Below are 18,944 nucleotides of genomic sequence, written 5' to 3' on the forward strand. Positions count from 1 at the left end.
TTAAGGAGTGATGCCCTATACGAAGGAGCATATCACCGCGAGATTATGTATTGAGGCGAGGCCTCAAAAGATAAAAAACGGCGGATAAAAAAGTATCCAAGATTTTACACGGGTTTAGCTGTGGATGAAACCTTTGGACCAGAAAAACCCGATATCTCTTACGATTCCCCTCCGACTAAAGCCTAAATGATTTAGACTCGACGACAGAATAGTTTAGTCAATAATGAAAACAACATAAAATGGAGCAATACACATGGTCAGTGCATACGACGAATTACCACGAACAGCTGCCAATTTTGTAGCCCTGTCCCCGTTACGTTATTTAGAACGTGCAGCTTATATTTACCCTCAGCAAGCTGCAATTATTCATGGCGAACGTCAAATCACATGGCAACACACCTATCAACGCTGCCGCCAGTTTGCCCATCAACTGGCAAAACTGGGAATTCAAAAAAACGATACTGTGTCCGTGTTGCTTCCCAATATTCCTGCCATGATCGAAGCACATTTTGCCGTGCCAATGGCGGGTGCCGTACTCAATACCTTAAATACCCGCCTTGATGCCAAAACCATTGCCTTTATGTTGGAACATGCTGAATCCAAGGTACTGCTGGTTGATCCTGAATTTCGTGAAGTCGCAGTAGAAGCACTCAAACTAGTACCGCAAGAGATCGTGGTGATTGACGTATTTGATTCCGAGTTTGAAGGTGAACAGATTGCCATTGGACAATATGAATATGAATCATGGCTTGCTCAAGGAAATCCTGAATTTGAATGGTTACTGCCGCAAGATGAATGGGATGCGATTAGTCTCAACTACACTTCTGGTACGACTGGCAATCCTAAAGGCGTGGTCTATCATCACCGTGGTGCTTACCTGAATGCGGCCAGCAACATTCTGGCCTGCGGCATGAAACCGCGTGCAGTCTATTTGTGGACACTTCCTCTGTTCCATTGCAATGGCTGGTGCTTTGCCTGGTCTATTGCGGCCAGTGGCGGGACCAATATCTGTCTGCGTCGCGTCGATCCTGTCCTGATTTTTAAATATATTGCGCAATATAAAGTCGATTACTTCTGTGGCGCACCCATTGTACTGTCCATGCTGATTAATGCTCCCTCAGAACAGCGAACCTCATTTGATCATCATGTCGAAGTCATGGTGGCTGGCGCTGCTCCACCCGTGGCAATTATTGAAGGGATGCATCATCTCGGCATCAATGTAAATCACGTTTATGGTCTGACTGAAACCTATGGTCCTTCGGCCTTATGTGCCTCACAGGCAGGCTGGAATGATTTATCCATTCAGGAACAGGCACACCTGCATTCACGTCAAGGTGTACCTTATCCCTTACAGGACAGTATGCGGGTACTTGATCCAGAAACCATGCAACCGGTTCCCAATGATGGACAAACCATGGGGGAAATCATGTTCCGTGGCAATATTGTCATGAAAGGCTATTTAAAAAATCCCGAAGCCACGCAGGAAGCCTTTAAAGGTGGCTGGTTTCATACTGGAGATCTGGCAGTAAGTCATCCCGACGGTTATGCCAAGATCACAGATCGCTCAAAAGATATTATCATTTCAGGCGGAGAGAATATTTCATCGCTCGAAGTGGAAGATGTACTCTACCGCCACCCTGCTGTATTGACTGCTGCAGTCGTGGCAAAACCGGATCAACGCTGGCAGGAAGTGCCTTGTGCCTTTATTGAACTCAAACAGGGAGCAACCGCAACCCCTGAAGAAATTATTGCGCATTGTCAGCAACAACTGGCCCGCTTTAAAGTTCCAAAAGATGTGGTGATCGCCGAGATTCCAAAAACTTCGACCGGAAAATTGCAGAAATTTATTTTAAGGGAATGGGCAAAACAACGAGCCAATGGCGAATTCGGAAATTGATACAGCAGATAAAAAAAGAAGTTTCCGGGGAAACTTCTTTTTTTATTTTAGACCTTACTGTTCAGATAACAGCGCGACCTGTTGAACATAATTGACGAACTTACGTTTCGAGGCTTCAAGCTCTTCTTCACTGACCTGCTGCTTGATATCACGATGAATACGTAATACATGCTGACGCAAAGTATGGCGTTCAGAAGCGTTAAATACTTTACTAAACTCATTAATGATGGGATCGCCCTGATCAATCATACGATCAACCCAACGCATCAATTGCATTTGTTTTTTAGCGCCTTGTTGCGGTGTGAGATAAGATAAAATTGTGCTCTCATCTTCATTACGCAATAACTTACCAACGCGTTGGAACTGACGACGACGCGCTTCAAATGAGCTAATTTTCTGCACTTCAAGCAAGGCATCAATTAAACGCTCATCGACAGGAAGTTTTTGAATCTGCTTTGGATTCAGTTGAGCCAACTGCTCACCCAAAGCGGCCATGCGCTGAACTGCCTTTTTTTGCTCAGTTCGACTCGCACGCCCTTCTAATGACTCAAAATCTTCATCTGTATAACGTTGGGGACCACGTGCCACTATTACTCTGCCTCGTAAAATTTTGCTGCGAACAGCGTTTGAATTTCTTCCAGTGCCTTGTCTTCATCAGCACCCTCAATCACCAGTCTTAATGTGGTGCCTTTACCTGCACCCAACATCAACAATGACATAATATTTTTTGCATCAACTAACTTATCGCCCTTACCAATCTGGATAGAAGAACGAAATTTTGTCGTCACTTCAATCAGTTTACCAGATGCGCGAGCGTGTAAGCCGAGTTTATTAATTACATCAATTGTTGTGTCTATCATGACCAGTGCTTCATTTCTCTATGTAAGATTTGGACAGCCCATTTTGCCTCAAGGGCCTGTTTGAGTCTATCCACGATATAAACCGAACGATGCTGCCCGCCCGTACATCCCACGGAAATGGTCATGTAATGGCGATGTCCTTCAGCAAAAGCGGGTAACCACTTATCAAGAAAGCCATAAATATCTTCAAACATTTCATTGGTTTGTTGACTGCCTTCTAAAAAGCGGCGCACAGGTTCATCTAAACCTGAAAAACGGCGTAATTCTAAGTCCCAATGTGGATTTGGTAAATGGCGTACGTCAAATACATAATCCGCATCGAGTGGAATACCGTGCTTATAGCCAAAAGACTGTAAAATTACAATTAAGTTATCCGACTGCCCTAGTTTAGACAATAGGATATGTTTTAAATCATGGACGCTTTTATCCGTGGTATCAATATGTACGGTAGAACGAAACTGGATCGGAATCAGCAGTTGCTTCTCTTCCTGAATACATTGCAACAGGCTATTAAAGCGGCTGGCCAACGGATGCGGTCGACGTGATGCACTAAAACGTGCAATCAAATCCTGATCCTGTGTGGTCAGATAAATAATATCCACCGAACCATGGCGTTGTAATTGCTCAAACACATGGTCGAACTCTTGCATATCGGCACGGGTACTGCGGATGTCTACCCCCAGTGCCAACTGTTCAAGATTATTCTCGTGATCCAGTTTCGCCACAATTTCAGGCAATAATGCCAAAGGTAAGTTATCTATACAATAATAGCCCAAGTCTTCAAGCACTTGTAATGCAGATGATTTGCCTGAGCCTGATTGTCCTGTCACGATAAGAATACGCTTCATGGCATTTTGCCCTTCATTTTTTATGTTTTAAAATCAACTTGTAGGTTATCAATCAAACGGGTTGCACCCAGTTTTGCAGCAACAAAAACAACAAGGTCCTGATCAAATTGCGCAATCGGTTGCAAGTTGGTCTGACGAGCTTCCACATAATCCACAACAAAGCCAGCCTGTGTCAATTGCGTCGAGATATTTGCTAACACTTGGTTGAGTGCCTGCCCTTCATGCAATTGCTGTTCAGCCTGTTTGAGCGATTGATAAATAGTGGGTGCAATTGCCCGTTGCTCTTCGGTTAAATAACCATTACGAGAACTTAAAGCCAAACCATCTTCGGCCCGTACAATCGGCACACCAATCACTTCAAGCGGCATGTTCAGGTCTTGTACCAGCTGACGAATGACGGCCAGTTGCTGATAGTCTTTTTGCCCAAAGAACGCGAAATCTGGCTGTACAATATTGAACAGCTTGGTCACCACAACTGCAACGCCATCAAAATGACCTGGACGTGATTTTCCACACAGGTCATCGGTAATCTGACCCACACTGATATTGGTCAAACGCGGCTGTATCCCGTACATTTGCTCAACAGTGGGTGCAAAAATAATATCGCAGCCCACATCCGCCAATAAGCGGCTGTCTTGCTCTAATGTACGCGGATAACTATCAAAATCCTCACCGGCACCAAACTGGATTGGATTGACGAAAATACTGACCACCACCACATCACACAGTTTTTTTGCCTCACGCACCAAGGTCAAATGACCTTCATGCAGATTGCCCATGGTCGGTACAAAACCAATCAGTTTCTTTGAACTACGCGCAGGAGAAAGTGACGCAGTTAACCCTTGTATCGTTGTTTCAGTTTTCATGGATTAAAGCTCAACCTGAAAAGTATGTTCTTTGGCTGGGAACGACTGGTCCTGCACGGCAGCATGATAGGCTTTAAACGCATCGACAATGGCAGTTTCGCCAGATTGCTCTTTCATGAAGTTACGCACGAAACGCGCAACACGACCAAAGGTCAGACCAAGCATGTCCTGAACCACCAATACCTGCCCATCGGTTTCATGCCCTGCACCAATTCCGATCACAGGTGTATTCGGGAACAGTTCTGCAATTTCTTTACCCAGTTGTGCAGGCACACATTCAAGTACTAATACTGCTGCACCGGCATCAATCACTGCCTGACAGTCGGCAATCAGCTGATCCGCGGCTTCACGTGTTTTTGCTTGCAATTTATAGCCGCCTAACACATTTACAGATTGCGGCGTTAAACCTAAATGCACACACACAGGAATACCATTACGGGTCAACACGGTAACCAGTTCGCTGAGCCAGGCACCGCCTTCGATCTTGACCATTTGTGCGCCAGCTTGCATGACAGTTTTTGCATTTTTCAAACCATCTTCAAGCGTGGCATAGCTCATAAATGGCAAGTCAGTCATAATCAGGGCATGCGCATTACCACGACGTACAGCGGCCGTATGGTAAGCCATATCTTCAACCGTCACAGGAAGTGTAGAGTCTCTGCCTTGAATCGCCATTCCAAGAGAGTCACCGATTAAAATCGTATCAATTTCAGCCAACTCCATCCCTTTAGCCATACTTGCATCGTAACAAGTAAGACATGAGAACTTGCGTCCTTCGGCTTTAAATTTTCTTAAGTCACTTAGACTAATCATGATGATGTCCTCTACAGGCGTTTCCAGAACGAAACAGTCTTAAGCGATTGCCCAAGACTGGTCTGCTATTACAGTCAAGTTTGCTTGCTGTACCAGTTCTAAATCTTTTAAAGAATGACCATTTAATTGTAAATGAGCATCTAGGTCTAATAAGGGAATAATGACGAAATCACGCTCTAAAATACCCACATGTGGCACGGTTAAGCGTTCATTACGGATCTGCTCCTGACCATAGATCAGTAAATCCAGATCAAGCGTGCGCTCCCCCCAGCGTCGTAAACGGACACGTCCTGCTTCTTGCTCAAATTGTTGTAATTGATCTAACAGCGCAAGCGGTGCAAGGTCGGTATCCAGTTGCACAACTGCATTGAGGTAATTCGGTTGGTCTTGCGGCCCCATCGGTGGACTTTGATAAAGTCGGGAAACCTGTACAGCGCCTAGTGTTGTCAGCTTCGCAACAGCTTCACTCAGAATCTGCTGCGAATCGCCTAAATTACTACCAAGACCAATATAGCTACGAATCGTCATTGCGTTGGCCCAAAAACCACTTGGCTTAAATCACGTTGTACGCGTTTACGCTTGAGGATCGGGTGATCCGCATGAACCTGTCCTGAGTTGCCAGCCGCTTTTTCTATAAAACGGCTCGCAGACTCATCCGCTCTAACCCGTTCTTTTTTACCACGGCGGCTTCTTGGCTCAGGGACATTGACCAAAGGCTCGATTTCAGTCGTCTTCGGCTCATCTGCTTCGACCGCCTTACGACGTGTCTTGCTGCGTTGACGATTGTATTGACGGATTGCCGCTTCTTTTTGATCCGTGGTCATTTCCTGATAGTTTTCCCACCAGACGCCCATCCCTTCCGTACTACTATCGCCAGACTTCTCACGTAACAGCAAGAAGTCAAAACCGGCACGGAAACGGGCATGACCTGCCAAAGCCTCAATCTGTTGCGGCTTTGGATTGAGCAAACGGGTCTGCATTTCCCAGACTTCACGGATAAAGGTTTCCGCAAAACGCGGAATAATGGTCCGGGTCGCCTGACGTTTTAATACATCAAGTCCAGCTTGTGCACGTGCTTCCGCGGGTACCACCCCTTTGTTCAGATAGAAATCACAACGTTCTAAAAATGGTTTCCATAACAGGACTGCATAGAAAAATGCAGGATTGATGGTTTTACCCACTTGAATACGCTGATCAGTATTTCGTGCAGCACGGTCAATAAATGCCGTGATATTGGGCTGAATTTCGGCAAACAGCTGCTTCCACACACCAAACTCGATCAACATCGGCAAGACACGGGTCAAATGCCCCATGGTGAACAGTTTTTGTGATTCATCATATAAACGATGGGGTGAGACATCACGCAGTAATTGCGTCATTTCAACATTAAACACATCGAGAATGGATTGATCAATCTGGAAGTTCAGTTTTGCAGCAAAACGCAATGCACGTAACATCCGTACAGGATCTTCTTCAAAACGCTGTGCCGGTTCACCCAGAAAACGTAAGGTACGGGTCTTGATATCCTCTACCGCATGGCAGAAATCAAGTACGATCCCTTTTCGTGGCTGGTAATACAGGGTGTTGATCGAAAAATCTCGGCGAGCAAAATCTTGCTCAATCGTTCCCCAGTTATTATCACGAAGAATCATCCCGGAGGCACTGGTGACCGCTTTTTTCGGTGGGGCACGGAAGGTCGCCACTTCAATCAGTTCACGACCAGAATAAACATGTGCCAGCTCAAAACGTCGTCCGATAATCCGGCAACGTCGACCAAATACTTCTTTCACCTGAGCTGGTGTAGCATTAGTAACCGCGTCAAAATCCTTTGGATTAAGACCTAACATCATATCTCGAACACCACCGCCCACAATATATGCCTCGTAGCCTGCTTTAGTCAGACTATCAATCACATCTAGAATTGAGGAAGGAAGTTGAGTTGTGGACAAACCACATTTTGACGCACGCAAAGTTTGCAAAAGACACTGTCTCCTACGTCAGGACGTAAATAACAATTTGTCGCTAATCATAGCTCTAACACACACAAAGGGCAATTTATTCTGTTGCAAGTTTCAACAGATCTGTCTGCCTCATTCATCACTTTATGACAATGTCAGGTTTATAACATAAGCCTTGCTTTGTTTTTCTCTAACAATTTTGGCCCGATTCCCTTGATATTCATCAACTCATCGACGCTTTTAAAACCGCCATTTTTTTGCCGATATTCCATAATCGCCTGCGCTTTTTTCTCACCCACCCCATTTAACATTTGTAGTTGCTGCAAGCTGGCCTGATTCAAGCTAATCTTATCACCCGGAGTATTTACAGAAGATGAAAGCCGCTGTGGAGCCTGCTGAGTGGGGCGGGATAAATAATAATTATTATTTGCCTGATTCGCCAACTGCTGGTCACGTAGCTGTTGCTGAGTTTTCCATTGCTGATAGGCCTGGTCAAACTGCTGTGCCTTAAGAGGTGATACACACCCCAAGCACAAAATAATGAATAGAAAAAACTTATGTTTGCGGCATACTTGCTGCAATATCATGGTTGCTCTCCTGAGCTTTTAATTGTCGTTTTGCTTGCTCCCAGAGCTCATCCATTTCAGCCAAACTCATGTCTTGCAAATCTTTGTGTTGTCGTTGTGCCTGCTGCTCAATAAAAGCAAAACGGCTTCTAAATTTATGGATCGTCGCCAATAATGCGCTCTCACTCGACACGCCAAGCTTTCGTCCCACATTGATCAGAGAGAATAAGCAATCTCCAAACTCTTCCTGAATATCATCGCTATTGTGACTTTTGATCGCCTGCTGTAACTCTTCTAGCTCTTCATCCAGTTTGCCATAAGCGTCTTCAACACATTCAAAATCAAAACCCAGTTGCGCTGCCTTTTTTTGAATTTCATGCGCCTGTACCAGTGCAGGTGCATGCTTGATCTCATCTAACCGAGACTGTACTTTACCCTGTTTTTCCTGTTGTTTGATCTGTTTCCATAATGCACTGACTTGCTCAGCACTCAAATTTTGATATTTTTCCGCCTCAAAAACATGGGGATGACGGCGGATTAATTTTTCACTGATTGCATTCACCACATCATGAAAATCAAATAATCCTTTTTCATCAAACATTTGCGACTGGAAAACCACTTGCAACAGTAAATCACCCAGTTCATTGCGGATTTCATCGATGTCCCCCGAACGGATTGCTGCCTCGACTTCATAAGCTTCTTCAATGGCATAACGGGTTAAGCTTTCTGGTGTTTGCTGTTGATCCCATGGACACTTTTGTCTTAACTCTTGCATGATTGCCAATAACTTTTCCATGATGATCTCCACACTTGATCGAAACAACGTGTTGCAGCCCGAATAGGCTTATGCGTAATATACACGCACGCAAAAACTATCAATATAAAGCAAGGGAAGGCAATGCAACAGAGTGTTTTTATTAGTGGGGCTGCCCAAGGCATTGGTGCTGAAATCGCCCGCCTCTTCTACCAGCAAGGTTTCAAAGTGGGAATCTATGATATCAATCAACAGCAAGCACAGGCTTTAGCTGCAGAACTGGGCATACATGCCAAAGCCGGTTATCTGGATGTCAGCAATTACCAACAATGGCAAACTGCATTGCAGGAATTTACTCACTGGGCTGGTGAACTTAACCTGCTCATTAACAATGCTGGCATTCTTTACTCAGGACCATTTGAAAATACGGATATTCAATCACATCACCGCATTATTGATATCAATCTCAAAGGCATGCTCAATGGCTGTCATGCCGCGTTAGCACACCTGCAACAGGCCGGTTTTGCCCGTGTCATCAACCTTTCCTCTGCCTCAGCGATTTATGGTCAAGCGGATCTGGCGTCTTACTCCGCCAGTAAATTTGCGGTGCGCGGTTTAACCGAGGCTCTGGATGTAGAATGGCAGAAATATAAAATCCGTGTTCTGGATGTGATGCCCTTATTTGTACAAACCAACATGGTAAAAAACATGGATGCAGGCAGTATCCAGAATATTGGGGTAGATTTGACTCCTGCCGATGTCGCAAAACAGGTTCTAGATTTGGCACAACACAAAGATCATGCCTTGCTCCCTACCCATACGCCTGTCGGCATAAAAACCAAACTGCTCTATCAGTTATCCAGCCTTAGTCCGCAGTTCCTGAATCGCTGGACCAATCTATTTTTATCCAAACGTTAGGCATAAAAAAGCTGCATCGAAATGCAGCTTTTTACGTTGGCCAGCTTAACTGCCTTGAACCAGACGTCGAGCACTGATAATCCCGGGTTGCTGCTCCAGACGAGCCAGCAATCTGGACAACTGTGCCAAACCTTTGACTTCAATCAATAACTTCATATTGGCAATACCATCTGCCTCAGAAATGGTATTGACCTGACGGATATTGATCTGGTCTGAGAAAATCACCTGGGTCAGATCCTTGAGCAAACCACGACGATCATACGCTTCCACCACGATCTGAACACTCTGTCCACGGGTTGGCTGCATTTCCCAGTCCGCTTCAACCGCGCGTTCAGGCTCTTGTGTAGTCATGCGCAGGTAATCTGGACATGCCACCTTATGGATACTGACACCACGATTCAAGGTGATATAACCACCAATCGATTCACCATGTACTGGCTGACAACATTGCGCAATATGCAGCTCGACATTGTCCAGTCCATCAATCAAGATGCCATGCGCAGATAGCGTATGGCTGGCACGCGGATTTAATGCCGGTTTCAGCACCAGTTCAGGTTCATCCTGATCCAGATGCATCTGTCGGTTGACCTGATTCATCAAGGCATGCAGGCTGATATCACCACTGACCAAAGCCACCAGAATATCATCACCCGATTTCAGGTTGAAATGAGATGAATAATCCTTCAGGTCAATACTCTTGGGATGAATGGCTAAACGCGCCAGCTCTTTAGTGAGTAACTCACGCCCGACTTCGACATTCTTGCTACGATCTTGCTGCCTAAACCAGTGACGTAACTTGTCACGTGCACGTGCAGTCTTGATATAACCCAGCGAATTCACTAACCAGTCACGGTTCGGTTCACGATCTTTCTTGGTTAAAATCTCAACCTGCTCACCGGTCTTTAACATATAGGTCAAAGGCACATAACGCTGGTTCACTCGTGCCGCATAGCACTTGTTTCCAACCTCGGTATGCACATGATAGGCAAAGTCTAGAACGGTTGAACCACGTGGTAATTCCTTGATATCCCCATCACGGCTAAACACATAGATCTTTTCAAAATTCTCAAAATCCTGAATCTGATCAATACCATTCGATTCTTCATCTTCAGCATGTGGCGTGGTTTCAGTACGTTCCTGATAATGCTCAAGCACCGCACGTAATGAATGCAAACGGTCATTGAAGGAATGATCGGTATTCTTGGCACCTTCTTTATAGTTAAAGTGCGAACACACCCCAAGCTCAGCTTCGTTATGCATTTCAAAAGTACGAATCTGTACTTCCAATGACTTGTTCTCAGCAATTACCGCGGTATGCAATGAGCGATAACCATTGGCTTTCGGATTGGTGACATAGTCATCGAACTGGTTCGGAATATGCCGCCAGATCTGATGCACGATGCCCAGAGCGTGATAGCAATCTGGAACACTCTTGACCAGTACACGCACTGCCCGAATATCATAAAGCTGATCGAAGCTCAGGTTTTTGCTTTTCATTTTTCGATAAATCGAATAAATGTGCTTCACACGCCCGGTGATTTCCGCCTGAATATCATATGCAGCCAGTTCGGTTTTCAGTTTATCAATCACAAACTGAATATATTGCTCACGCTCCAGACGCTTTTCGTTCAGCAAAGACGCAATTTCTTTATAGCGTTCCGGGGCCAGATAACGAAAGGCCAGATCCTCCAGCTCCCATTTGAGCTGGGCAATCCCCAAACGATGCGCAAGCGGCGAGTAAATGGTCAGAATCTCACGTGCCACACGCTCTTGACGCTCTTTGCTGGCGGTTGCCAACTCACGTAAGGCATAGGTACGTTCTGCCAGCTTGATCAGTACAACCCGAACATCTTCCGTCACTGAAATCAGCATTTTATAAATGCCGTTTAGATGTTCACGTTGATTATTATTAAAATGGTCTTCTAAACGCTTATTCTTTTCAATCAACTCCGACAGTTTACCCATTGCAAGTGTGCCTTTTACCAAAGCCAGAACCTGCTCGCCAAACTGCTGTTGAATGTCCTCTAAAGTAATCAGACCTTCACGTACACTACGATATAACACTGCCGCTGAAAGCGTGTCTTCGTCGACATGCAAATGGGCCAAAATATCCGCCATACCAATACCTGTACTAAAGGTATTGATACGATGATCCGTCGCTTGTAACTCTTTTGCTAAGGTCAGCTCGGCAACTTTTTGAAGTTGTTTCAGCTCAGCCCCATCCAAAATACCACGCACCCGATCTAGCCAGGAGACCAGACTACTTTGCGCTTCAGCGGCATGTTCTACAGTCGCTTCCTCAGACAACTCTTGGAGTCGTCCAGGTAACTGTTCACGTACTGTGACCATACCTTTCTCCTCTGGATATGTAACTCATTTTTTAATCGTTTATCTCTTCGATTTTTTCCAGCTTCTCAATTTTCTCAAACAGGGCAATCGATTCAACATGTTCAGTATGCGTAAACATGTCCATCACCGCAGCTTTCTTTAACCGATAGCCATATTGTGCCAGTACACCTGCATCCCTTGCCAGTGTTGATGGGTTACATGATACATAAACGATTCTTTTCGCTCCAAAATTAGGTACATATTGCATGACTTCAAACGCACCTGATCGTGGAGGATCAATTAATAATGCATCAAATCCCTGTTTCGCCCAAGAATGATGCGAAAAGTCTTTTGTTAAATCTTGTGAAAAGAACATTGCTTGTGACAATTGATTCGCTTTCGCATTTTCAGTTGCCCGTTGCACCATCTCATCACTTGCTTCAACACCCACCACTTGACCCGTTTCTCCCACACGACGTGCAATCGGGAGCGAGAAATTGCCTAATCCACAGAACAGGTCAAGCACTCTCTCCCCTTGCTGTAACTGAAGCAATTCACATGCCAAGTGAATCATCTGTGCATTTACAGCGCTGTTCACCTGGGTAAAGTCTAAAGGTGAAAATGCAAATTTGACTGCAAAATCATCCAGACTGTAATGCAAACGCATCGGTGCCTGAGCATCATCTACTCGATGTAAACTCTCTGCCCCTTTGGGCTGCAAATACAACTGCCATCCCTTGAGTAACGTAAACTGACGTAATTGGTTGACATCCGACACATTTAATTCATCCAGATGACGAATCAGCAATGCCACCTCGGTATCGCCCATGGCCAATTCTATATGACCGATATGGGCTTTGCCTGTAAGACTTTCGAGTAATTTTCTAAGTTCGGGCAAGCTTTCGGATAAAGTTTGATCCAATACATTACACTGCTGGATGGCAGTGAGATGATTACTATGATGCTCACGGAAGCCCATCACCAAACGGTTCTGTTTGGCAATATAGCGCACCCCGATACGGGCACGACGGCGATAATCGGTTTTTACCGAACGGATCGGTGCCAGCCATTGCTCAGGCTCTAAACCAGCAAAATGTTGTAAATGCGACTTCAACACATTCTGTTTTAATAAAATCTGCTGGTCAGGATGAATATGTTGCAGGCTACAGCCACCACATACCCCAAAATGAGGACAGATCGGATCAACACGACCTTCAGCCGCCTCACCTTCCAGCTTGATCATATCGGCTTCTTCCAGACGAGAAGTCTGGTTGGTAATCTTTGCCTGTACCGTTTCACCGACGAGACCATAGCGAATAAAGACTTTCTTGCCATGCTTTTCTTTAGGATGGTCAGGATGCGTTCCATAATGCGCGATGCCGCGCCCTTCATGAGAAAACGCTTCGATTTGAAAGGTATATGTTGGATATTGGGCTGGGCGATGTTTCGCTTTGTGTTTCAAAAGATGAACCTAATTTTTTGGCGCAAAAGTGGGTGCGGTAAATACAGTATATTGCGATGTTTGTTGCCATACCTGTAAAAATTCTGTTTGTTGCGTTTGAGTTTGTAAATAATCAATCGTCGCCTGAATCAACTGTTGATGATCCTTTTGATTGAGCTGACCTTTTAGCAATAACCAGCGGATATAGACCAACCATGTATTCAGCACATCGCCTTCACAATAACTGGTCAATTTTAACCATTGTTCAGTACGGACATAGTCTGGCACATGATAGCCCGTCTCACCACGTTTACCAGGGAAACCCAGCAAACAGGCAATATCATCCAGCTTCTGGAAATTACGACCATTAAACATGGCCATCACATCCATCAGGTCAACATGACGATGATGATAGCGATTCTGATAATTGTTGTACCGCTTCTGCTGGTCAATTTCGCCCTGATCAAACAGGCTCGGCGCAGAAAGGCCATGGTACATGGCACGGAACAGAATCACAGGCAAGTCAAATTGTGAGCCGTTCCAGCTCACCAGTGTCGGCTGTTTCTTGTCAAAAATAGACAGAAACTTGGCCAGCATTTCTGCTTCGCTATTCTGTTCCTGACTGAATGAAAACAGGCGGAAGCCTTTTTCATCAATCCATAATCCAGAAATACAGACAATCTCATGTAAAGGCAGACGCTGAAACTCTACACCTGATTCCTGACGGCGAATCTTGGTCAACGCTTGTTCTACATCGGCTGCTGGCAAATCCAGATCATGGAGATGTGCCCCGGCCTTGAGATCAGTCAGGGTTTCAATATCAAACACTAAAATTGGAAAGCGTAAATTCATTTCAGAATTCCCTTACGGAGCGAAACAGCTCCCTTGAACCAAGGGTGAGCTGTCATTATAACAGCGCCCGACGGGAGATTAGTCTTCATCTTGAACTGAAAATAACCCCGTTGATAAATAACGGTCACCGCGGTCGCAGATAATGCAGACAATCACGGCATCAGGGGTTTCTTCAGCAATTTTCACCGATGCCCAAACTGCGCCACCGGAAGAGGTCCCCGCACTGATCCCCTCGGTACGTGCCAGCTTACGCATGGTTTTTTCTGCTTCAATCTGGGGAATATCAATAATACGATCGACACGACTGCGATCAAAAATGGTTGGCAAATATTCTTCAGGCCAGCGGCGAATCCCCGCGATGCTGGAACCGTCTGAAGGTTGCAGACCGACAATCTGAATATCAGGGTTTTGTTCCTTCAAATATTTAGAAACCCCCATGATCGTACCTGTGGTGCCCATCGAGCTAACGAAATGGGTAATCTTGCCGCCTGTTTGCTTCCAGATTTCAGGTCCTGTGGTCAGGTAATGGGCCTCGACATTGTCTGGGTTACCAAACTGGTTCAGTACAAAACCCTTGCCTTCTGACTGCATTTGCATCGCCAGGTCACGCGCGCCTTCCATGCCTTGCTGCTGAGTCACTTCAATCAACTCCGCACCATAGGCCAGCATGGCATCTTTACGCTCCTGACTCATGTTGTTCGGCATGATCAGTTTCATTTTATAGCCGCGCATGGCCGCAACCATCGCCAAAGCAATACCGGTATTACCACTGGTCGCTTCAATCAAGGTATCGCCTGGCTGGATCTGTCCACGTTTTTCGGCCTGTACAATCATGTTATAGGCAGGACGATCCTTAACCGAACCTGCCGGATTGTTACCTTCTAATTTGGCTAATACCGTGGCCTGGGTATGACACGCTAAACGCTGCAAACGTACTAAAGGGGTTTTACCGACATACTCATCCAGTAAAAATTCATCTGCTAAAAAATCAGTTTGCGTATTCGTCATGATCGACACCGATATTAAGGTGGCGACTATTGTATGAAAAAAACAGAAATACTGCACCATTTCACTCTGCTTTTTATTGGCAAGCAGGTCTCTGCGCTTATTAGAAAGCATGCTAAGATATTGCGCAGAATGATAAATCTGACCGAACTATGTCAAATTTCAATAAGACCATATCGAAACGTTTACGCCTCAATCATGCTTATGGGCAGTTGATTGCACTGATTCTTGTGCCAATTGCAATTTTGACAAGTGTAGGAATTCTCTGGGTTTTAGCCGAAACCACCAACTCAGCGAAACAGCAACAGCGCTCAGATGCCTCGGCGATTCTGGCGCGTTATCATCAAACCGCGAATGATTTATTAAAGCTGGTGCAAGAGCAGCCCGATCAATATGACCGCGCACAAAACATCATGCAAAAAATGTTTGATGAAAAGAATTTACAACGTGCCGTGCTGATTGATAATAAAGGACAGACCTATTTAAGTGTCGGTTATCAAAACAACCGCTTCTGGCCTAATTTCCCCAATAACAGTAATTTTTTCGGTCCGATTTCGCATAACCACAACAATATTTACGGCGCAAAACTGGACAATGGTAATCCTGATTCCGTCTGGCTGATGATTGAGCTGGACAATCAACCACTAGAACTGGCCCGTTATAAAGTTTTACTTTCTTTGGTGGTCACCGGTTTATTGACCATCCTGATTTTATTGTTCTGCCTGAATGTGTTCTCCCGTCGCTGGCTGGCCCCGATCTACGAGATTCGTATGCAGATGCAACGACTCAATGCCGACACCCTCGATCAGCACATTGTGGTGAACAGTACCGGTGAACTGCGTTTACTACAGCGTGACATTGCCAATGTCGTCAAACGCCTGCACTTTAGCTTTCTCGAATTAAAAGAACATACCGAACAGACCGAAGAAGATTTACGTCGGACTCTGGATACCTTGGAAGTTCAGAACATTACCTATCGTCAGGCACGTGACCAGGCGATTTCATCCAATCAGTCCAAGTCGGTTTTCCTGGCCAATATCAGTCATGAACTCAGAACGCCACTAAACAGTATTGATGGCTTTATTCATTTGTTACTACGTCAGCAAAACCTGAGCAATGAACAAAATCTCTATCTGCAAACGATTCGAAAATCCTCTGCGCACCTATTGGCACTGATTAATGATGTACTGGACTTTTCTAAAATTGATGCGGGCAAATTAGAACTCGAAACCGCCCCGTTTGACCTTGAAGAAGCCATCTTTGATGTGATGGATATGCTCTCGCCGCTGGCGGCACAAAAGCATATCAATATGGCCTTCTATTATGCTGAAAACATTCCACAGCATGTGGTCGGTGATGCGCTACGTTTCAAACAGATTCTGACCAACCTGATTTCCAATGCGATCAAGTTCACCCCTGACGGTGAGATCATCGTGCGGGTGCGGATGGAAGATGATGAAATTGGACAATGTTTATTGCATTTCAGCGTACAGGACAGCGGTATTGGCTTAAGCGGGACTGACCGTAAAAAATTATTTGAATCCTTTTCCCAAGGGGATGCTTCGGTTACCCGTCAATTTGGCGGAACCGGACTCGGTCTGGCCATTTCCAAGCAATTGGTACACCTGATGCATGGCCAGATTGGCTTTGAGGATAATCAGGAGCGCGCACCTACAGAGAAAGGCTCAACCTTCTGGTTTACCGCATCCTTTAAAGTGGAAGAACAGGATGAGTTTGTCGAGCATCCTCATTTTGACCATTTACAGGTGGTGTCTTATCTGGCCCACCCTGCGACGGCCAGCGTGTTACGCTCCTATCTGGAAAATTATCGGGTTTCCCATATCGAAACCCAATCTATTCTGGACTTGTTTAGCCGTTTAAATCATCTCAATCAGCAAGAAAGCACCTGGCTGATTGTGGACCATAGCGGCGATACCGAAGCACTGTTAAAAGAAATTCGTCAGCGTTATCACGGTAACCTTGCGGTGTATGGTTACCAGATGAGCCTTGATCCGAATATGCTGAATGAATATCGCGCTCGTCCGCTGTATCAACCGCTTAGTCGTCGCGAACTGGTTCAGTTGCTCGGTAACCAGCCGATTTTTGAACAGGAACCTGAAGACTTTAATGGTCAAGGCCTACACGTTCTGGCAGTTGACGATCATCTACCCAACCTGATTGTACTTGAAGCTTTACTGGGTGAACTCAATGTCACCACCACCAAAGCACTCAGCGGACAAAAAGCCATTGATATTATTCAGGAGCGTATCGAGCAAAAATCACCACCATTCGATCTGGTATTTATGGACATTCAAATGCCAGTCATGTCAGGGATTGATACCACGCGCGCCATCCGCTCTTTAGAATCGACGCTTGATAACGGCATGCAACTGCCTATCATTGCCCTCACCGCACATGCGCTGGCAGATGAAAAGCAGAAGTTGCTTAAAGTGGGGATGAATGACTATGTCACCAAACCGATTCAGATGGAACAGATCATCCAGATCCTGACGCACTGGACCAAGAATAACTTTAGTGCCCAGCCAGTCAATATTGAGCAAAAGCGTCCAGTCGAGTCCATTGACCCTCATATTCTGAACTGGCAACAAAGCGTGCAGTTGGCTGCGAACAAAGAAGATTTGGCGCAAGACCTGTTGAATATGCTGGTCGACAGTTTCGATACCGAACTTGCAGAAATGCAGCAGTTGATTGAAATGGAAGATTTTCCACAGCTCGAGCATGTGCTACACCGTCTGTATGGCGCAACCCGCTATGTCGGTACACCGAATCTGCAACAGGTCTCAGGTGAGTTTGAACAGTTTGTCTCGACCTTACGCAAAGAGCGCCGTAAAGCAGATGATCAATTTATCCGTGAAACCAATCATCGTTTCAGTGAACTCAATACTGCGATTGAACAGGTCAGACAGGCAGCACATTTGATCTTGCATGCACACGACAGTTAAGGTGACTGGGGTGTCATGTTTCAACTCTGACACTCATGTTATGCTGCCTCATCGAACACAATAAGAGTAAGACAGATGACACTTTTACGCGTTGAAAAGAACAATGGAATTGCGACCGTTTCTTTAAACCGACCAGACAAACGCAATGCAATGAGCTTTGCCTTGCTAAAAGAACTGGTGGCCACCGCCAAAAAAATTGAAAAAGACCGTTCAATCCGTTGTGTCATCTTAACGGGTGAAGCCAATGTATTTAGTGCTGGCATCGACCTGTCTGATCTAAATAATCCGAAGAATACCGCATTTGCAGCATGGGAACTGATCAAGCCGGGCCAGAGCCTGTTTCAAAAAGCATTTTTAATCTGGCAGAACCTGCCGATTCCTGTGATTGCAGCCATTGAAGGCTATTGCTTTGGCGCTGGCATGCAACTGGCACTTGCCGCAGATATTCGTATCGCAACACCAAGCACTAAAATGTCGATTATGGAAAGTCGCTGGGGCCTTGTACCAGATATGGGACTGACCCGTTCGCTGAAAGGTCTGATTGGCGTGGATCTTGCCAAAGAACTGACGCTGACCGCACGCATCTTTGATGCCGAATACGCCAAGCAAATTGGTCTAGTGACGCATTTAGACAACGATCCATTGGCAAAAGCCAAGCTGATTGCCGAAGAAATATTACAGCGTTCACCTGATGCGATTATGGCTGCAAAACGCGTACTGGATGCAATGGAACACCAACCGGAAAAAGCATTACGTCTGGAAAAGCTCTGGCAACTTAAACTCATATTAGGTAAGAATAGTCGTCTTGCGCGTAAGAAGGATAAAAACCCGGAAGTGGAATTTTTACCGCGCCAATATAAATAAGCACAATCAGG

At 45.4% G+C, this 18,944-nt stretch carries 17 protein-coding genes; 4 read left to right on the forward strand and 13 right to left on the reverse strand.

Going from position 1 to position 18,944, the window contains the following annotated elements:
• The first annotated feature begins 253 nt into the window (after window positions 1–253).
• On the forward strand, window positions 254–1,897 hold the full coding sequence (locus MSG93_RS17855; RefSeq protein ID WP_324622818.1) for an acyl-CoA synthetase: 1,644 nt from the start codon (window positions 254–256) through the stop codon (window positions 1,895–1,897).
• Window positions 1,898–1,951: 54 nt separating this feature from the next.
• Here the strand turns inward: MSG93_RS17855 and yjgA are convergent, their stop codons facing one another.
• The 9 genes from yjgA to mazG form a co-directional block, all read right to left on the reverse strand.
• Window positions 1,952–2,485 (reverse strand): ribosome biogenesis factor YjgA, encoded by a 534-nt coding sequence (yjgA, locus tag MSG93_RS17860; RefSeq protein ID WP_005228754.1) that lies wholly within the window; start codon window positions 2,483–2,485, stop codon window positions 1,952–1,954.
• A 2-nt stretch (window positions 2,486–2,487) separates the two neighbouring features.
• Window positions 2,488–2,757 (reverse strand): HPr family phosphocarrier protein, encoded by a 270-nt coding sequence (locus MSG93_RS17865; RefSeq protein ID WP_004804467.1) that lies wholly within the window; start codon window positions 2,755–2,757, stop codon window positions 2,488–2,490.
• Complete coding sequence (gene rapZ / locus MSG93_RS17870; RefSeq protein WP_005228753.1) at window positions 2,754–3,605, reverse strand: RNase adapter RapZ; 852 nt, start codon at window positions 3,603–3,605, stop codon at window positions 2,754–2,756. The genes MSG93_RS17865 and rapZ overlap by 4 nt, the downstream gene beginning before the upstream one ends.
• A 20-nt stretch (window positions 3,606–3,625) precedes the next feature.
• Entirely contained in the window at window positions 3,626–4,471 is an 846-nt protein-coding gene (gene panC, locus MSG93_RS17875) for a pantoate--beta-alanine ligase (protein ID WP_324622820.1), read from the reverse strand.
• 3 nt (window positions 4,472–4,474) lie between these two features.
• Window positions 4,475–5,284 carry a 3-methyl-2-oxobutanoate hydroxymethyltransferase gene (gene panB / locus MSG93_RS17880; RefSeq protein ID WP_005228749.1) on the reverse strand — a complete coding sequence of 270 codons (810 nt, stop codon included), beginning with the start codon at window positions 5,282–5,284 and terminating at the stop codon, window positions 4,475–4,477.
• 39 nt (window positions 5,285–5,323) lie between these two features.
• Window positions 5,324–5,812 (reverse strand): 2-amino-4-hydroxy-6-hydroxymethyldihydropteridine diphosphokinase, encoded by a 489-nt coding sequence (folK, locus tag MSG93_RS17885; RefSeq protein WP_324622821.1) that lies wholly within the window; start codon window positions 5,810–5,812, stop codon window positions 5,324–5,326.
• Window positions 5,809–7,263: a polynucleotide adenylyltransferase PcnB gene (gene pcnB, locus MSG93_RS17890; RefSeq protein WP_309346581.1), complete on the reverse strand. Its 1,455-nt coding sequence runs from the start codon at window positions 7,261–7,263 to the stop codon at window positions 5,809–5,811. The genes folK and pcnB overlap by 4 nt, the downstream gene beginning before the upstream one ends.
• Before the next feature lie 140 nt (window positions 7,264–7,403).
• Window positions 7,404–7,829, reverse strand: a complete 426-nt coding sequence (locus MSG93_RS17895; protein ID WP_009509854.1) for a ComEA family DNA-binding protein — start codon at window positions 7,827–7,829, stop codon at window positions 7,404–7,406.
• Complete coding sequence (gene mazG / locus MSG93_RS17900; protein WP_324622822.1) at window positions 7,798–8,604, reverse strand: nucleoside triphosphate pyrophosphohydrolase; 807 nt, start codon at window positions 8,602–8,604, stop codon at window positions 7,798–7,800. The genes MSG93_RS17895 and mazG overlap by 32 nt, the downstream gene beginning before the upstream one ends.
• Before the next feature lie 102 nt (window positions 8,605–8,706).
• On the opposite strand from mazG, the gene MSG93_RS17905 reads away from it, so the two are divergent.
• Window positions 8,707–9,480 (forward strand): SDR family oxidoreductase, encoded by a 774-nt coding sequence (locus tag MSG93_RS17905; RefSeq protein WP_324622823.1) that lies wholly within the window; start codon window positions 8,707–8,709, stop codon window positions 9,478–9,480.
• A 45-nt stretch (window positions 9,481–9,525) separates the two neighbouring features.
• Here MSG93_RS17905 and MSG93_RS17910 read toward each other — a convergent pair whose 3' ends face one another.
• The 4 genes from MSG93_RS17910 to cysM all read right to left on the reverse strand — a co-directional run bounded on the left by MSG93_RS17910 (window position 9,526) and on the right by cysM (window position 15,109).
• Window positions 9,526–11,829: a RelA/SpoT family protein gene (locus tag MSG93_RS17910; protein ID WP_005228737.1), complete on the reverse strand. Its 2,304-nt coding sequence runs from the start codon at window positions 11,827–11,829 to the stop codon at window positions 9,526–9,528.
• Window positions 11,830–11,860: 31 nt separating this feature from the next.
• The gene (rlmD, locus tag MSG93_RS17915) at window positions 11,861–13,270 is read right to left on the reverse strand and encodes a 23S rRNA (uracil(1939)-C(5))-methyltransferase RlmD (RefSeq protein WP_005228736.1); all 1,410 of its coding nucleotides are present in this window, start codon (window positions 13,268–13,270) and stop codon (window positions 11,861–11,863) included.
• A 9-nt stretch (window positions 13,271–13,279) separates the two neighbouring features.
• Entirely contained in the window at window positions 13,280–14,101 is an 822-nt protein-coding gene (locus MSG93_RS17920; RefSeq protein WP_324622824.1) for a 3'-5' exonuclease, read from the reverse strand.
• 78 nt (window positions 14,102–14,179) lie between these two features.
• On the reverse strand, window positions 14,180–15,109 hold the full coding sequence (gene cysM / locus MSG93_RS17925) for a cysteine synthase CysM (RefSeq protein ID WP_324622825.1): 930 nt from the start codon (window positions 15,107–15,109) through the stop codon (window positions 14,180–14,182).
• Between the two features lie 149 nt (window positions 15,110–15,258).
• Here cysM and MSG93_RS17930 point away from each other — a divergent pair, with 149 nt between their 5' ends.
• Both MSG93_RS17930 and MSG93_RS17935 read left to right on the forward strand, forming a co-directional pair.
• Entirely contained in the window at window positions 15,259–18,069 is a 2,811-nt protein-coding gene (locus MSG93_RS17930; protein WP_005228733.1) for a GacS-like sensor histidine kinase, read from the forward strand.
• Between the two features lie 75 nt (window positions 18,070–18,144).
• The gene (locus tag MSG93_RS17935; protein ID WP_324622826.1) at window positions 18,145–18,933 is read left to right on the forward strand and encodes a crotonase/enoyl-CoA hydratase family protein; all 789 of its coding nucleotides are present in this window, start codon (window positions 18,145–18,147) and stop codon (window positions 18,931–18,933) included.
• The last annotated feature ends 11 nt before the right edge of the window (window positions 18,934–18,944 follow it).

This window comes from Acinetobacter sp. IK40 (genome assembly GCF_035615075.1).
In the GTDB taxonomy this organism is placed as follows: Bacteria; Pseudomonadota; Gammaproteobacteria; order Pseudomonadales; family Moraxellaceae; genus Acinetobacter; species Acinetobacter courvalinii.

Excerpts from the sequence above, each read along its gene's own strand:
- MSG93_RS17855 (WP_324622818.1), top strand. The coding sequence starts at position 254 with ATGGTCAGTGCATACGACGAATTACCACGAACAGCTGCCAATTTTGTA.
- MSG93_RS17865 (WP_004804467.1), bottom strand. The coding sequence starts at position 2,757 with ATGATAGACACAACAATTGATGTAATTAATAAACTCGGCTTACACGCT.
- rapZ (WP_005228753.1), bottom strand. The coding sequence starts at position 3,605 with ATGAAGCGTATTCTTATCGTGACAGGACAATCAGGCTCAGGCAAATCA.
- panC (WP_324622820.1), bottom strand. The coding sequence starts at position 4,471 with ATGAAAACTGAAACAACGATACAAGGGTTAACTGCGTCACTTTCTCCT.
- panB (WP_005228749.1), bottom strand. The coding sequence starts at position 5,284 with ATGATTAGTCTAAGTGACTTAAGAAAATTTAAAGCCGAAGGACGCAAG.
- folK (WP_324622821.1), bottom strand. The coding sequence starts at position 5,812 with ATGACGATTCGTAGCTATATTGGTCTTGGTAGTAATTTAGGCGATTCG.
- MSG93_RS17895 (WP_009509854.1), bottom strand. The coding sequence starts at position 7,829 with ATGATATTGCAGCAAGTATGCCGCAAACATAAGTTTTTTCTATTCATT.
- mazG (WP_324622822.1), bottom strand. The coding sequence starts at position 8,604 with ATGGAAAAGTTATTGGCAATCATGCAAGAGTTAAGACAAAAGTGTCCA.
- MSG93_RS17905 (WP_324622823.1), top strand. The coding sequence starts at position 8,707 with ATGCAACAGAGTGTTTTTATTAGTGGGGCTGCCCAAGGCATTGGTGCT.
- MSG93_RS17910 (WP_005228737.1), bottom strand. The coding sequence starts at position 11,829 with ATGGTCACAGTACGTGAACAGTTACCTGGACGACTCCAAGAGTTGTCT.
- MSG93_RS17920 (WP_324622824.1), bottom strand. The coding sequence starts at position 14,101 with ATGAATTTACGCTTTCCAATTTTAGTGTTTGATATTGAAACCCTGACT.
- cysM (WP_324622825.1), bottom strand. The coding sequence starts at position 15,109 with ATGACGAATACGCAAACTGATTTTTTAGCAGATGAATTTTTACTGGAT.
- MSG93_RS17930 (WP_005228733.1), top strand. The coding sequence starts at position 15,259 with ATGTCAAATTTCAATAAGACCATATCGAAACGTTTACGCCTCAATCAT.
- MSG93_RS17935 (WP_324622826.1), top strand. The coding sequence starts at position 18,145 with ATGACACTTTTACGCGTTGAAAAGAACAATGGAATTGCGACCGTTTCT.